General features: G+C 73.7%; 10 protein-coding genes. 2 read left to right on the top strand and 8 right to left on the bottom strand.

All coding sequences use genetic code 11. The features are described 5' to 3' along the window. Positions 1-101: 101 nt before the first annotated feature. The 8 genes from ispG to ABZ716_RS00225 form a co-directional block, all read right to left on the bottom strand. Complete coding sequence (gene ispG, locus ABZ716_RS00190) at positions 102-1,259, bottom strand: flavodoxin-dependent (E)-4-hydroxy-3-methylbut-2-enyl-diphosphate synthase (protein WP_358812314.1); 1,158 nt, start codon at positions 1,257-1,259, stop codon at positions 102-104. 175 nt (positions 1,260-1,434) lie between these two features. Then, a complete protein-coding gene (locus ABZ716_RS00195; protein WP_355971598.1) occupies positions 1,435-2,736 on the bottom strand; it encodes a site-2 protease family protein in 1,302 nt (433 codons plus the stop codon). Beyond that, positions 2,733-3,995 (bottom strand): 1-deoxy-D-xylulose-5-phosphate reductoisomerase, encoded by a 1,263-nt coding sequence (dxr, locus tag ABZ716_RS00200; protein WP_358955403.1) that lies wholly within the window; start codon positions 3,993-3,995, stop codon positions 2,733-2,735. The genes ABZ716_RS00195 and dxr overlap by 4 nt, the downstream gene beginning before the upstream one ends. A gap of 12 nt (positions 3,996-4,007) precedes the next feature. Beyond that, a complete protein-coding gene (locus tag ABZ716_RS00205) occupies positions 4,008-5,318 on the bottom strand; it encodes a hypothetical protein (protein WP_358955405.1) in 1,311 nt (436 codons plus the stop codon). Positions 5,319-5,387: 69 nt separating this feature from the next. Further along, a complete protein-coding gene (locus ABZ716_RS00210) occupies positions 5,388-7,337 on the bottom strand; it encodes an acyl-CoA dehydrogenase family protein (RefSeq protein WP_358955407.1) in 1,950 nt (649 codons plus the stop codon). 157 nt (positions 7,338-7,494) lie between these two features. Next, positions 7,495-8,940, bottom strand: a complete 1,446-nt coding sequence (locus ABZ716_RS00215; protein ID WP_358955409.1) for an aldehyde dehydrogenase family protein — start codon at positions 8,938-8,940, stop codon at positions 7,495-7,497. A gap of 190 nt (positions 8,941-9,130) precedes the next feature. Continuing rightward, positions 9,131-10,711 (bottom strand): PucR family transcriptional regulator, encoded by a 1,581-nt coding sequence (locus ABZ716_RS00220; RefSeq protein WP_358812309.1) that lies wholly within the window; start codon positions 10,709-10,711, stop codon positions 9,131-9,133. A 156-nt stretch (positions 10,712-10,867) separates the two neighbouring features. Continuing rightward, positions 10,868-13,183, bottom strand: a complete 2,316-nt coding sequence (locus tag ABZ716_RS00225; protein WP_358955412.1) for an ATP/GTP-binding protein — start codon at positions 13,181-13,183, stop codon at positions 10,868-10,870. Positions 13,184-13,422: 239 nt separating this feature from the next. Between ABZ716_RS00225 and gabT the strand changes: the two genes are divergently transcribed. Next, positions 13,423-14,769, top strand: a complete 1,347-nt coding sequence (gene gabT / locus ABZ716_RS00230; RefSeq protein WP_355971591.1) for a 4-aminobutyrate--2-oxoglutarate transaminase — start codon at positions 13,423-13,425, stop codon at positions 14,767-14,769. 445 nt (positions 14,770-15,214) lie between these two features. Next, positions 15,215-15,688: a phosphatase PAP2 family protein gene (locus ABZ716_RS00235; RefSeq protein ID WP_358955414.1), complete on the top strand. Its 474-nt coding sequence runs from the start codon at positions 15,215-15,217 to the stop codon at positions 15,686-15,688. Positions 15,689-15,691 lie beyond the last annotated feature (3 nt).

Below are 15,691 nucleotides of genomic sequence, written 5' to 3' on the forward strand. Positions count from 1 at the left end.
CGCAGGTCACGAAAAGGACCCCGGCCCCGGCCCCCCGGGGTGGGGGAACGGGGCCGGGGCCAGGTGCGCGCGGGCCGCTCGGCGCGGAGCGGGAGGCCGGGTCAGACGCCGATGGCGACGCTGGGCTCGCCGGAGGCGATCCCGTCCTTCTCCATCTGCTCGGCGATCTTCAGGGCCTCTTCGATGAGGGTCTCCACGATCTTGGACTCGGGGACGGTCTTGATGACCTCGCCCTTGACGAAGATCTGGCCCTTGCCGTTGCCGGAGGCGACGCCGAGGTCGGCCTCGCGGGCCTCGCCGGGGCCGTTGACGACGCAGCCCATGACGGCGACGCGCAGCGGCACGGTCATACCGTCGAGGCCGGCCGTGACCTCCTCGGCCAGCTTGTAGACGTCGACCTGGGCGCGGCCGCAGGAGGGGCAGGAGACGATCTCCAGGCGGCGCTGGCGGAGGTTGAGGGACTCCAGGATCTGGATGCCGACCTTGATCTCCTCCGCCGGGGGCGCGGAGAGCGAGACGCGGATGGTGTCGCCGATGCCCTGGGAGAGCAGGGCGCCGAAGGCGACGGCGGACTTGATGGTGCCCTGGAACGCGGGGCCGGCCTCGGTGACGCCGAGGTGCAGCGGGTAGTCGCACTGGGCGGCGAGCTGGCGGTACGCCTCGACCATGACGACCGGGTCGTTGTGCTTGACCGAGATCTTGATGTCGCGGAAGTCGTGCTCCTCGAAGAGGGACGCCTCCCACAGCGCGGACTCGACCAGCGCCTCGGGGGTGGCCTTGCCGTACTTCTTGAGCAGCCGGGCGTCGAGGGAGCCGGCGTTGACGCCGATGCGGATCGGGGTGCCCGCGTCCTTGGCGGCCCGCGCGATCTCCTTGACCTTGTCGTCGAACTGCTTGATGTTGCCCGGGTTGACGCGGACGGCGGCGCAGCCGGCGTCGATCGCGGCGAACACGTACTTGGGCTGGAAGTGGATGTCGGCGATGACCGGGATCTGCGACTTCTTCGCGATCACGGCGAGCGCGTCGGCGTCGTCCTGCGTGGGGCAGGCGACGCGGACGATCTGGCAGCCGGAGGCGGTGAGCTCGGCGATCTGCTGGAGCGTGGCGCCGATGTCGGACGTCCGGGTGGTGGTCATCGACTGCACCGAGACGGGTGCGTCGCCGCCGACGGCCACCGAACCGACCTGGATCTTGCGGCTGACCCGGCGGTCGGCAAGCTTCGTCGGTACGGACGGCATTCCGAGAGAGATGGCAGTCATCTGCTGTGCAACCCCAAGGTGTGGATCGAGGTCCCGAGATCGGCGGGCTCCGGCCTTCGAGATTACGCCAATGCGCGCGTGCCCCACGCATCCGAGGGGGCGGCGCCACCCGAACGTAGGGAGCCGGGCACGGTGGGTGCCCGGCTCCGGAGGCGCTGCGGTACGGCCCGCCCCGCTAGTTGATCTTGATTGGGTTGACCACGTCCGCGACGAGGACCAGCAGGGTGAAGCAGACGAACACCCCCGCGACCACGTACGCGGCGGGCATCAGCTTCGCCACGTCGAACGGGCCGGGGTCGGCGCGCCGGAAGACCTTGGCCACGGTGCGGCGGACGGACTCCCACAGGGCGCCGGCGATGTGTCCGCCGTCGAGGGGGAGCAGCGGGAGCATGTTGAACAGGAACAGCGAGAGGTTGAACCCGGCCAGCAGGTTGAGGAAGAACACCAGCTGGTACTGGGCGGGGATGTCGAGGTTGAAGATCTGGCTGCTCACGCGGGCCGCGCCGACGACGCCCATGGGGCTGTCCTGCTTGCGCTCGGCCCCGTTGAAGGCGGCGTTCCACAGGTCCGGGACCTTGCCGGGGAGGTCGAGGAGGGACTGGGCGCCGGCCTCCATCATCTCGCCCATGCGGCTGACGGACTGGCCGAAGGTCTGGGGGACGTAGCCGACGGCGGGGGCGAAGCCGAGGAAGCCGGCGGTGACGTACTGGTCCTTGACGTAGCGGCCGTCGGCGTCGGTCTTGGCGACCTTGTTCTCGATCAGGTTCGCGTGCAGGTCCAGGCGCTGTCCGGCCCGCTCCACGGTGATCACGGCCGGTCCGACCGTGGCGCGGATGTCCTTCTGGAGGACGGACCAGTCGCTCACCGGGCGGCCGTTGAAGGCGACGATCCGGTCCTCGGCCCGCAGCCCCGCGGCCTTGGCCGGGGCGGCCGGGTCGCCGGGGGCGCACTTGTCGCGCTTCTCGCTCTGCTGGATGACGCAGTCGGAGACGGAGCTGACGGTGGTGGTCTGGGTGTTCAGCCCGAAGGTCATCAGGGTGGTGAGGAAGATCGCCACGGCCAGGACCAGGTTCATGAACGGTCCGGCGAACATCACGATGACGCGCTTCCACGGCCGGCGCGTGTAGAACAGCCGGCTCTCGTCCCCGGGCTGGAGCTCCTCGTACGCGGCCGAGCGCGCGTCCTCGATCATCGACCGGAACGGCGAGGTCGAGCGGGCGGTGACCCGGCCGTCGTCGCCGGGGGGGAACATGCCGATCATCCGGATGTAGCCGCCCATCGGGACGGCCTTGATGCCGTACTCGGTCTCGCCCTTGCGGCGCGACCAGATGGTCGGCCCGAAGCCGACCATGTACTGCGGCACCCGGATGCCGAACAGCTTGGCCGTGGAGAGGTGGCCGAGCTCGTGCCAGGCGATGGAGACCAGCAGGCCGAACGCGAAGAGCACGACCCCCAGTACCGTCATCAAAGCCGTCATGCGCCCGCCTCCACGGCGGCCCGCGCCGCCATCTCCCGTGCCCGGGCCCTGGCCCAGGTCTCCGCTTCGAGGACGTCCTGGACGGTGAGGGAAGTTCCCGTCCGCGGCGTCCCGTGCTCATCGACCACTGCGGAGACCGTATCCATGATTGCTGTGAACGGCAGCCGGCCGGCGAGGAAGGCTTCGACGCATTCCTCGTTCGCCGCGTTGAAGACGGCGGGGGCGGTACCGCCCAGGGTGCCCACGTGCCGGGCGAGGCCGACGGAGGGGAAGGCTTCGGTGTCCAGGGGGAAGAACTCCCAGGTGGACGCCTTCGTCCAGTCGAAGGCGGGGGCCGCGTCCGGCACCCGCTGCGGCCAGCCGAGACCGATCGCGATGGGGCCGCGCATGTCCGGCGGGGTGGCCTGGGCGAGGGTGGAGCCGTCCGAGAACTCGACCATCGAGTGGACGTACGACTGGGGGTGGACGACGACCTCGATCCGGTCGAAGGGGATGTCGTAGAGCAGGTGCGCCTCGATGACCTCCAGCCCCTTGTTGACCAGGGTGGCCGAGTTGACCGTGATGACCGGCCCCATGGCCCAGGTGGGGTGCGCGAGGGCGTCCTGGACGGTGACCGAGGCCAGCTCCGCGCGGGTGCGGCCGCGGAAGGGGCCGCCGGAGGCGGTGACGACCAGCTTGCGGACATCGGCCCGGGTGCCGGCGGCGAGGGCCTGGAAGAGGGCCGCGTGCTCGGAGTCCACGGGGATGATCTGGCCGGGCGCGGCAAGGGCCTTGACCAGCGGGCCGCCGACGATCAGCGACTCCTTGTTGGCCAGCGCGAGGGTGCGGCCGGCCCGGAGCGCGGCGAGGGTGGGCGCCAGGCCGATGGAGCCGGTGATGCCGTTGAGCACGGTGTGGCAGGGCGAGGCGGCGAGTTCGGCCGCGGCGTCGGGTCCGGCGAGGATCTCCGGCAGCGGCTCGGAGGGCCCGTACGCGGCGCTCAGCGCCTCCTTCAGGGCCGGTACGGCGTCCTCCCGGGCGACGGCCACGGTCCGCACCCGCAGCCGGCGGGCCTGCTCCGCCAGGAGGGCGGTGCGGCCGCCCGCGGCGGACAGCGCGGTGACCCGGAAGCGGTCCGGGTTGCGCAGGGCGAGGTCGATGGCCTGGGTGCCGATGGACCCGGTCGACCCGAGGATGACGATGTCCCGGCGGCCGGCCGCGGCGTCGAAGAGGAGGTGCGGGTCGGCGAGGGGGGCTGGACTGTCGCTCATGCCCCCCATTGTTGCCGCTCCTCAGGGGCGTTTGGACACGGAGTCCCCGTCCGTGACCCGGGCGAGGAGTTCGGGCAGGGTGCCGGCGAACTCGGGCAGGGCGCGGGCCGCACGCCACCATGCCCGCGCGTCCTCGCCGAGGGCCGCGGCGAAGAGCCGGTCGGCCTCGGCGCGGGCGGCGAGCACCGCGGCCGGGCGGTCGTGGCGGTCGGGGTGGCCGGTGTCGCCGAGCCACTGGTCCTCGTCCAGGGCCCAGCAGGCGGGCACCTTGTGCCGGATGACGTCGGCCCCGGTGAGCAGGGAGCGGTCCAGGCAGTCGCGGACCCAGCGGACGTCCTCGGCGGCGGTGTCCATGGGCACGGCCAGGCTCACGAGGGCCAGCTCCCGCTCCCAGGCCCCGGCCGGCTCGGTGTGGGCCGTCTCCGGCGCGAGGTGGCGCACGGCGCGGGCCAGCGCCGGGTCGTGCCGTACGGCCCCGGGCGCGGCCGGCGCGCCCGCGGCCAGGGCGGCCGCCAGCTCGGGCAGGGTTCCGGGGAAGCCGGCGGCGCGGTGGGGCAGCTCGGCCCACAGCCGGGGGTCCTCGCCGAGCGGGGCGCGCAGGGCCCGGTGCACGGCCGACTGCATCTCGGCCTGCTCGGGCAGGGTCCAGCGCAGGCCCCGGGTGACGGGGAGGTGCCCGAGGAGCAGGGTGCGGGCGGCGGGGGCCACGTGGGCGACGAGTTCGTCGCAGGTCAGCAGGCCCATGCGGACGGCGCGGACGGCGGGCCGGTACCAGTGGCGCCCGTACGCCGGGCCACCGCGCGCGTCGAGCAGCGCGAGGCCCTCCTCGCGGGTCAGGCCGCCGGCCAGCAGGAGCGCCTCGGCGGCGCCGGCCGGCAGCGGGTCGCGGGCGTGCTCGCGCAGCAGCTGGGCGGCGTCGAGGTCGTGCGGCATGCGCAGCAGGGTGAGCGGGACGCGGGGGCGGCGGCCGTGGCGGCGCAGCAGGGCGGTCAGCTCGCCGGTGGTGAACGGGCCGGGGCCGGTCTGGGCGAGCAGTTCAGGTGAGGGGCCGGGCCGGGCGGCGTAGCGGGCGGGGCCGGGCAGTCCGGGCAGGGGGCGGCCGACGACGTGGGGGTTGCGGGCGATGAGGTGCCGGTCGGCGTCGGTGCCGTGGCGCAGCAGGAGGGTGACGGCCGTGGCGGGCAGCCACTCGTCGCGGCACAGGTACCGGCGGGTGGGCCCGTCGAGCCGGTCGAGGAGGGCGGCGACGACCTGCTGCGGTGCGTGGCGCAGCAGGTGCGCCACGCACCGGGCCAGCCGTCTGCCGGCCCGGTCGTCCTCGGCCGTCGCCATCGTCCTCGTCCGCCTCGCGCTCGTACCCGTGCTCGTACGTGCGTCCGAGCTGGTGCCGATGATGGCAGGTCAGCGGAACGGACGGTGAACGTTTTCCACCGCGGACGGGCCGGGTGAGGCGTCCGCGATCCAGGGGCCGTCGCCGGAGGGGTCGAGGACGCCCTCCTCCAGCCAGGTGTAGGTGCCGGAGAGGACGCCCTGGACCACCTTGTGGTCGAGGTCGTCGGTGTTGGCCCACAGCCGGCCGAAGAGCTCCTCGACGCGCAGCCGGGACTGGTGGCAGAAGGCGTCGGCGAGCTGGTACGCCTCGCGGCCGTGGTCGCCGGCGGCGCGCAGGTGCTCGGCGCGCACGCAGGCCGCGCTCATCGCGAAGAGCTCGGCGCCGATGTCGACGACCCGGCCGAGGAAGCCCTGTTTGGTCTCCATGCGGCCCTGCCAGCGGGCCATGGCCAGGAACATGGCCCGGGCGAGGCGGCGGCTGCCTCGTTCGACGTAGCGCAGGTGGGTGGCGAGGTCGGGGTGGCCGGCCGGGTGGAACTCGCGGTAGGTGCCGGGGAGCTGGCCGGGGCCGGTGGCGAGTTTCGGGAGCCAGCGGGCGTAGAAGCCGGCGGCGCGGGCGCCGGCCCTGGCCTTGTCGCCGAGGGCCTTGTCGGGGTCGATGAGGTCGCCGGCGACGGAGAGGTGGGCGTCGACGGCCTCCCGGGCGATCAGCAGGTGCATGATCTCGGTGGAGCCCTCGAAGATCCGGTTGATGCGCAGGTCGCGCAGGAGCTGTTCGGCGGGAACGGCCCGTTCGCCGCGCGCGGCGAGGGACTCGGCGGTCTCGAAGCCGCGTCCGCCGCGGATCTGGACCAGGTCGTCGGCCATCCTGCAGGCCATCTCGGAGCCGTACAGCTTGGCGAGGGCGGCCTCGATCCGGATGTCGTTGCGGTCCTCGTCGGCCATCTGGGAGGCGAGGTCGACCACGGCCTCCAGGGCGAAGGTGGTGGCCGCGATGAAGGAGATCTTGACGCCGACGGCCTCGTGCCGGGCGACCGGGCGGCCCCACTGCTCGCGGACCCCGGACCATTCGCGGGCGATCTTCAGGCACCACTTGCCCGCGCCGACGCACATGGCGGGCAGCGACAGCCGGCCGGTGTTGAGGGTGGTCAGCGCGATCTTCAGGCCGGCGCCCTCGGCGCCGATCCGCTGGGACGCGGGCACGCGGACCCGGTGGAAGCGGGTGACGCCGTTCTCCAGGCCGCGCAGGCCCATGAAGGCGTTGCGGTGCTCGACGGTGATCCCCGGCGAGTCGGCCTCGACGACGAAGGCGGTGATCCCGCCCCGGTGGCCCTCCGACTTGGGTACGCGGGCCATCACCACGAGCAGGTCGGCGACCACCCCGTTGGTGGTCCACAGCTTCACCCCGTCGAGGACGTAGGTGTTCTCGTCCTCCGGGTCGGGGACGGCGGTGGTGGCCAGGCGTGCCGGGTCGGAGCCGACGTCGGGCTCGGTGAGCAGGAAGGCGCTGATCGCGGTGGTGGCGCAGCGCGGCAGGTAGGCGTCCTTCTGTTCCTTGGTGCCGAACATCTTCAGCGGCTGGGGGACGCCGATGGACTGGTGGGCGGAGAGCAGGGCGCCGATGGCCGGGCTGACGGAGCCGATGAGGGCGAGCGCCTTGTTGTAGTACACCTGGGTGAGGCCCAGGCCCCCGTACTCGGGGCTGATCTTCATGCCGAGGGCGCCGAGCTCCTTGAGCCCGCGCACCGTCTCGTCGGGGATGCGCGCCTCGCGTTCGATGCGGGGCCCGTCGATCTCGTTCTCGCAGAAGTCCCGCAGCCGGGCGAGGAACGCCTCGCCGCGCCGGACGTCCTCGTCGGCGGGGAGCGGGTGGGGGTGGATCAGGTCGAGCCGGAAGCGGCCGAGGAAGAGCTCCTTGGCGAAGCTGGGCTTGCGCCAGTGCTGCTCCCGGGCCGCTTCGGCGACCTGGCGTGCCTCGCGCTCGGTCACCTTGGGCTGTACGGGCTGTGTTGCCGACATCCGGGTCCTCACCTCGCCGCATCGGGGGCTTCCGGTCGGTTGCCTGTGAGTCGTACCCGTTTCGGGGGCGGGGGATTCGGGGGGTGTGGCAAAAGGGGGACGGCCGGAGCCCCCGCACAGTAGGCTCCGGCCGTCGGTCTGTGACCGTACGAGTCGGTCAGATGTCGAGGCCCGTGAGGACCAGGACGCGCTCGTACGTGTAGTCGTCCATCGCGTAGCGGACGCCCTCGCGGCCCACGCCCGACTGCTTGACGCCGCCGTACGGCATCTGGTCGGCCCGGTACGAGGGGGCGTCGCCGATGATGACACCGCCGACCTCGAGCTCGCGGTGGGCGCGGAAGGCGACCTGGATGTCGCGGGTGAAGACGCCGGTCTGCAGGCCGAACTTCGAGTCGTTGACGGCGGCGAACGCCTCGTCGGTGTTCTCGGCCCTGGTGAGGGTCAGGACCGGGCCGAAGACCTCCTCGGTGGCGAGCTTGACGCCGGCCGGGACCTCCGCGAGGACGGTCGGCTCGACCGTGGCGCCGTCGCGGCGGCCGCCGGTGAGCAGCTTGGCGCCGGCGGAGACGGCCTCGTCCACCCAGGCTTCGACGCGCTTGGCGGCGTCCTCGGAGACCAGCGGGCCGACGTCGGTGGCGTCGTCGGCGGGGTCGCCGGTGACCTGGGCCTGGACCTTCGCGACGACCTTCTCGACGAGGCGGTCGTAGACGGAGGCGTCGGCGATCACGCGCTGCACGGAGATGCAGGACTGGCCGGCCTGGTAGTTCGAGAAGGTCGCGATGCGGGTCGCGGCCCAGTCGAGGTCGGCTTCGGAGGACCAGTCGGCGAGGACCACGGCCGCGGCGTTGCCGCCGAGCTCCAGGGTGCAGTGCTTGTGGGGCACCGACTGCTGGATGGCGTAGCCGACGGTGTCGGAGCCGGTGAAGGAGATGACCGGGAGGCGGTCGTCCTTGACCAGGGCCGGCATCTTGTCGTTGGCGACCGGCAGGACCGACCAGGAGCCGGCCGGGAGGTCGGTCTCGGCGAGGAGCTCACCGAGGATCAGACCGGACAGCGGGGTGGCCGGGGCGGGCTTGAGGATGATCGGCGCGCCGACGGCGATGGCGGGGGCCACCTTGTGGGCGCACAGGTTCAGCGGGAAGTTGAACGGCGCGATGCCGAGGACCGGGCCCTTGACGAAGCGGCGGGTCAGGGCGAGGCGGCCGACGCCGCCGGCGTCGGTGTCCAGGCGCTGGGCGTCTCCGCCGTTGAAGCGGCGGGCCTCTTCGGCGGCGAAACGGAACACGGACACCGCACGGCCGACCTCGCCGCGCGCCCACTTGACCGGCTTGCCGTTCTCGGCGGAGATCAGCTGGGCGATCTCCTCGGTGCGCTCGGCGAGCCGCTTGGACACGTGGTCCAGGGCGGCGGCCCGTACGTGGGCGGGGGTGGCGGAGAACTCCGCCGTCACGGCGTGCGCCGCGGCCACGGCCTCTTCCACCTGGGCGTCGGTGGGCACGCTGACGGTGCCGACGAGCCGGCCGTCCCACGGGTTGTGGACGTCGAAGCTGTCCTCGCCGGTGGCCTGGCGGCCGGCGAGCCAGAAGGCGTGGGTGGAAGTCATGCGAATCCCGGCCCTTCGGTGTGTGCTGGGGGCACCTCCCAGCGGTAGCTGGGGGCGGGTCCTTGTCCCCACCACGGTAGGACTCCGCCGGGCATTCGGCGTTTAGCCGCGTTGGAGCGCCGCACGCGGGCGCTGCGCCGCTTTGTCAGTGTTGCGCCGGAGCGGCCGCTCCCCCGGGGCCCGCAAGGAGTCAGCGGGAGGCCGGGCCGGCCTTCAGGGCGAGCCACAGCTCCATGCGGACGTCGGGGTCGTCCAGGGAGCGGCCGAGGATCTCCTCGACCCGCTTCATCCGGTACCGCAGGGTGTGCCGGTGCACGCCCAGGTCGGCGGCGGCCGCGTCCCACTGCCCGTGCCGGGCGAGCCACGCCTGGAGGGAGGCGACGAGGTCCCCGCGCCCGGTGGCGTCGTGCTCGCGCAGGGCCCGCAGCGTGCCCTCCGCGAAGGCCCGTACGGCCTCGTCGGCCAGGAGCGGCAGGACCGATCCGGCGGCGAGGTCCTCGTGCTCGACCAGGGGCCGCCCGCGCCGCCGGGCCACGGCCAGCGCCTGCTCGGCCTGTTTGAAGGCGGCCGCCACCCCCTCCGGCACGGCCGCCGCGGAGAGCCCCACGACCAGCTCGTCCGGTTCCGGCCCGGTGCTCTCCCGCCCGCGCCGGGACTCCTGCGCCTCGGCGTGGTCGGCGCACGCCTGCACCGCCGCTCCCCCGTCGGCGGCGAGCACCACCAGCCGTCCGGGTTCCGGCACCACCAGCAGCGCCTCCCCGGCCCGCGCGGCCGCCGACTCCACGGCGTCGGCCAGCAGCGCCAGCCCCTCCGGCTGGGCCGTCCCCGGCAGGGCGGGCTCGGCGACGACGATCCGGAACGGCGCCTCCAGCAGGGCCCCGTACAGGTCCCCGGCAACCGCCCGGGCGTGCCCGGCCTCCCCCTCCAGCAGCATCCGCAGCACCGCCGCGCCGAGCCGGGACTCCGCGTCGTGCAGGGACCGCGAGCGTTCGGTGGTCAGGGTCAGCAGGGCGACGGCGGAGTGCACGGCGTACCGCTCGGCGGTGCCCAGCGGGGCGGCCGTCCCCACGGCGAGGGCCCCCCGGGCCCGCCGGCCGGTGCCGAGGGACTGCAGCTCGACCCGGTCCTCCGCACCGCCCACCACCGCGCTCGCGGGCGCCGGCCGCTCGCGCAGCCGCTCGACGTCGGGGGTGAGCCGGGCGGCCCGGCGCGCGGCCCAGTCGGGAGCGGCGGCGACGACGGCGCCGGAGGTGTCGTACAGCGCGGCCCAGCCGTGCACGTGGGCCGCGAGCTTCGCCAGCAGGTCGGCGGGGCCGTCGGAGGACAGGGCCGCCCGGGTCAGCTCCCGCTGCGCCTCGAAGCCCGCGGTCACGGCCCGGTACTGGTCGGCCGCGAGGGCCGCCGAGACGGCCTTGCTGATGGCGAGGAACGGGGTGCGCCGGGGCACCTCCAGCAGCGGCAGGTCCTCGTCCCGGGCGGCCTGCACCAGCGCCTCGGGGACCGCCTCGTAGTTGACCCCGACGGCGAAGCCGATCCCGACGACCCCGGCGGCCGCGAGGCGCCGTACGTAGCGCCGCATCTCCTCGGGGTCCTCGGCGTCCAGCTTCATGGCGGTGACCAGGAGCAGCTCGCCGCCCTCCATGTAGGGGACGGGGTCGGCGAGCTCGCTGACGTGGGCCCAGCGCACGGGGGTGTCGAGGCGGCTCTCCCCCGCCCGGACGCTGAGCTTGAGCGCCGAGTGCTGGACGAGCGAGGCGAGGGTGAGCGGCATCGGGTACCAGGGGCCTTCGGAGCGGGGGAGGGCGGGGCTGCGGGCGGGGGCGGCGGGCGGGCGGGGCGTCCCCGATCCTGGGGCTCGCACCGTCCGGGGATTGCTCCACGCCGTATGAACGACCCCCATCGATTCTGCCACCCCGTACGGGTCCTCTCAGCTCGTGCCGGCCAGCCGCAGCAGAAGCGGAGCCGCTCGTTCCCCCCTGACGGAGGTCAGGGAGAGCACCGCGCACCCGGGCGGTACGGCGTGCGCCAGCTCGGAGGCGGACCAGCGCTCGCGCTCCACCTGGCGGACGGTGACCGCGTCGGTGGTGACGGCCTTGCCGGTGACCATCTTGCGGAAGGCGTGGATGGCCCGGGTCAGCGGCTGGTCGGCGAAGACGGTGCGGTGGGTGACGTCGCGGGTCTCGACCCACTCGGTGCCCCACGCCTCGGCGAAGCGCTGTCCGTCCCAGGTGGTCACCCCGGAGAAGGCCATCCGGCAGCCGACCGCGCCGAGCAGCGGGGTGCGCAGGGCCTCCGGTACGTCGTCCAGCGAACGCAGCGAGAGCAGGACCCCGGCGTTCGCCGAGCGCAGCCGCTGGATGCCGCGGACGGTCTCGGGGGTGAGGGTGTGGGAGGCGTCGTCGAGAGCGAGGAAGGCGAACAGCGAGCGGTCGGCGCGGGCGGCGGCGGAGGCGTTGAACTGGGCGAGCAGCAGCCGGGCCAGCATCCGGGAGGCATCGGCGTGCCCGCGTTCGGGCAGGTCCACGCGGACCCGGACGGGGTGTTCGAGGGCACGCAGGGAGAAGGGCCGTCCGCGGCCGGTGGTGTCGAAGAAGCCGGCGAAGGCGGGCCGGTCGAGGAGGGCGATCCGGTCGGCGAGGGCCGGGCCGGGGTCGCCGTGAGCCCCGTACTGGCGCTCGCGCGCGTCGAGCTCGCGGAGCATCGCCTGCTGCCCGGCGCCCTCCAGGGCCTGGCGCAGGGAGGTGACGGCGGTGGGCACCCCGTCGAGCAGCTCGCGCAGCTCGGGCACGGCGGGGAAGCGGCCGTGCGCCGCGCGGAACGGGCCGAGGAGCTGGGCGAGGGCGGTGGCGGCACGGCGCACGTCGGCGCCGGGGACGTCGGCGACGAGGGCCTCGGCGAGGAGCGCGGCGGCCTCGTCGCAGTCGCCGGTGCCGCCGTAGAGGTCGAGGTCGTGGACGGAGTCGGGGTCGCCGACGCGGACGACGATGTCGTAGGCGGCGTCGGGGCCGAGCCGGGAGCCGGCGGCGCCGACGGCGATGACGGCGGCCTGCCCGGCCAGTGCCTGGAGCGCGAGCGACTCGACGACGGGGCGCACCAGGCGGGCGGTCTTCCCGCTGCCGGAGGGGCCGACGGCCAGCAGGGAGGTCCCGAGCACGTCGGGGCCGAGGCCGACTCCGGTGCCGCGGCGGGCGTAGGGGTTGCGCTCCTGGTCCTCGACGGTGCCGAGGAGCACCTGGCGGGCGAGGAGGTCGTGCCGGGCGGCCCGCACGGGCAGGTCCCGGTCGCCGGAGGGGTGGACGCAGGCGGCGGCGCCCTTGTCGCGGACGGCGTCGGCGAAGGCGCGCAGCCGGGTGGGGTCGGCGCGGACGCCCTCCCAGGCACGGCGGATCCGCGCGTAGTCGACGTCATTCATCCGCCCACCCCGCACCTCCCCCCCCAGCCGCTCGGCCACCTCCCCGAGCCCGGCGTCCCGCAACTCGGGCCAGGAAACGGGGTCGGCGACGGGCTCCGCCAGGGGCACGGGGGCGGCCTTGAAGCGCTCCTCGGGGGCGGACTTGAGGGCGAGGCGGGTGAAGAAGGCGACGACCGGGGTAAGCGCGACCGTGAACACGAGGACGGTGAACGCCACCTGTTCACCCTTGCTCAGGTCCGTCAGGGTGAGGTGGGTGCCGAGGAGATCGACGACGGGAATGGTCCCGTTCCAGATCAGCAGTCCGACGAACAGTGCTCCGGCCGCGGCCCCCGCCGTTCGGGCCCGCCGACCGCGCGCGGCGACGAGCCGTTCGAAGGCCAGACCCCAGGAGCCGAGGCGGCTGAACCACATCACCAGCGCCGCCGTCAGCACGATCACATACGCCTGCAATGCGGCTTCGGCACGGCCGTCGACGGGTCCGCCGCCCAGCGGCTTCCACCAGTCGTCCGGGGTCAGGAGCCTCACCGGGACGTCGACGTACGGGATGTAGCGGTTGGTGATCAAGGACCACACCAGCACGCACGCCAGAAACGAGATCACCGCCCCGCTCAGCAGCGACCGGTCGGTGGCGGGGTCCGCCGCGCTCCCCTTGCGCGGGGCGTACCCGAACCGCCAGACCCCCGGCTCCGCCGGCGGGCGCGGGGTGCGGAGCCAGTCCGCCAGCGGGGCGCCGGCCGTCGGCGCGTGGCGGGGTTTCGGGGGGGTGGGCGGAAGTGGGGGTGGGACGTGTCCCGCGCGGGTTGCTCCGTCGTAGGTGCCCTCGCTGTCCATGAACCCCTGCCCCCTGCCGTTCCTGTAACGCCGCGGCGCCCAATCTAGTGCCCGGCCCGCCACTTGGGCCCGCACCCCGCCCCGATCCGCGGGCCCCGCGCCGCCCGCCCTCTATGGCCGTCGCGGACAAGGACACGCGGACACCACTCCCTAACGGAGCATGCCTTACCCCCTCCCCCGGGCCTAGCCTGCGGACAAAGACACAAGTGCGTCCGAAAACACCCCCCAGGGAGCCCTCTATGACCGCTGTTCCGCAGGAGCGCCGTATCGTCACCGCGATCCCCGGCCCCAAGTCGCAGGAGCTTCAGGCCCGCCGCCTTTCGACGGTGGCCGGCGGCGTGGGCTCCGTGCTCCCCGTCTTCACGGCGCGTGCGGGCGGCGGCATCATCGAGGACGTCGACGGCAACCGCCTGATCGACTTCGGCTCCGGCATCGCCGTGACCTCCGTCGGCGCCTCCGCCGAGGCCGTCGTGCGCCGCGCCTCCGCGCAGCTCGCGGACTTCACCCACACCTGCTTCATGGTCACCCCCTACGAGGGCTACGTCGAGGTCTGCGAGGCCCTCGCCGAGCTGACCCCCGGCACCCACGCCAAGAAGTCGGCCCTGTTCAACTCGGGCGCCGAGGCCGTCGAGAACGCCGTCAAGATCGCCCGTGCGTACACCAAGCGCCAGGCCGTCGTCGTCTTCGACCACGGCTACCACGGCCGTACGAACCTCACGATGGCGCTGACGGCGAAGAACATGCCGTACAAGCAGGGCTTCGGTCCGTTCGCCCCCGAGGTCTACCGCGTGCCGGTCGCCTACGGCTACCGCTGGCCCACCGGTGCCGAGAACTGCGGCCCCGAGGCCGCCGCCCAGGCGATCGACCAGATCACCAAGCAGATCGGCGCCGAGAACGTCGCCGCGATCATCATCGAGCCGGTCCTCGGCGAGGGCGGCTTCATCGAGCCGGCCAAGGGCTTCCTCCCGGCGGTCGTGAAGTTCGCCAACGAGAACGGCATCGTCTTCGTCGCGGACGAGATCCAGTCCGGCTTCTGCCGCACCGGCCAGTGGTTCGCGTGCGAGGACGAGGGCATCGTCCCGGACCTGATCACCACCGCCAAGGGCATCGCGGGCGGTCTGCCGCTCGCCGCCGTGACGGGCCGCGCCGAGATCATGGACGCCGCGCACGCGGGCGGCCTCGGCGGCACCTACGGCGGCAACCCGGTGGCCTGCGCCGGTGCGCTGGGCTCCATCGAGACCATGAAGGAGCTCGACCTCAACGCCAAGGCGAAGAACATCGAGTCGATCATGAAGTCGCGCCTCTCCGCCATGCAGGAGAAGTACGACATCATCGGCGACATCCGCGGCCGCGGCGCCATGATCGCGATCGAGCTCGTCAAGGACCCGGCGTCCAAGACCCCCTTCCCGGAGGCGGCCGGCGCGCTCGCCAAGGCGTGCCACGCCGAGGGCCTGCTCGTCCTCACCTGCGGCACCTACGGCAACGTGCTGCGCTTCCTGCCGCCGCTGGTCATCAGCGACGAGCTGCTGAACGAGGGCCTGGACCTCATCGAGGCGGCGTTCGCGGCCATCGGCACGGACGTCTGAGCGAACCGCCGAACACAGGAGCCCGCCGGTACCGCCGGTAACGGTCGGGCGCTGTGAAGAAGCTGTGGGGGGCCGATGACAAGAGGCCGTTCCTGCTGTCGGTCCCCCCTCGGCTGCCGTACGGTTTCTGCAGATGAGTGAGACAGACCGCTCCCGGGCAACCGGGGGCGACACCGGTACCGGGCTTCCCCAGCGCCGTACTGGGCATGCGTTCGCGCACACTCCTCTCCGATCGGACGGCCGTCCGCCCCACACCCCCCGGGGCGTACGGCAACCCGATCCGGGCGGCCGTCCCGGAACCATCCCCCCTGTTCCGGGACGGCCGGCCTCTTTTCTCCCTCTGGCCACGGCGGCCTCCTGCGCCGCCCTGTTCGCCCTGATCACCTGGCAGGTCCTCGCCGCGGGACCGCTGCTGACCTGGGACCGGGAGCTGAGCCGCGCCCTGGTGCGCACCGTCCCCGACGCCGTCACCGAGCGCCTCGCGGACCTGGGGAACGTGCCGGTCGCCCTTCCCGTCCTCGTCCTGGCCATGGCGTACGCCGTCCGGCGCGGCCACCGCCTCGCCGCCCTCGCGGCCGGTGCGGCGATGGCCCTGGTGCCGGCGCTGGTCGTGCCCCTGAAGGAGTGGACCGCCCGCCCGGGCCCGCTGGAGCCCTGGGCCGCCGGCTACTACCCCTCGGGTCACACCGCCACGGCCCTGACGGCGTACACGGCCGCCGCCCTGCTCCTCACGCCGTACACCCGCCGCCGCTGGCCTCTGCCCGCCGCGGCCGCCCTGACGGCGCTCACCGCGACGGGTCTGGTGCTGCGCGGCTTCCACTGGCCCCTGGACGTCCTGGCCAGCCTCCTGATGTGCACGCCGCCGCTGCTGGGCGTGCGGTGGGCGGTCGGCCGGAGCGCGCGCCGGCGTTCCGGCTGAGCG

Origin of the sequence: Streptomyces sp. NPDC006687 (assembly GCF_040636215.1) — a bacterium.
Lineage (GTDB): Bacteria > Actinomycetota > Actinomycetes > Streptomycetales > Streptomycetaceae > Streptomyces.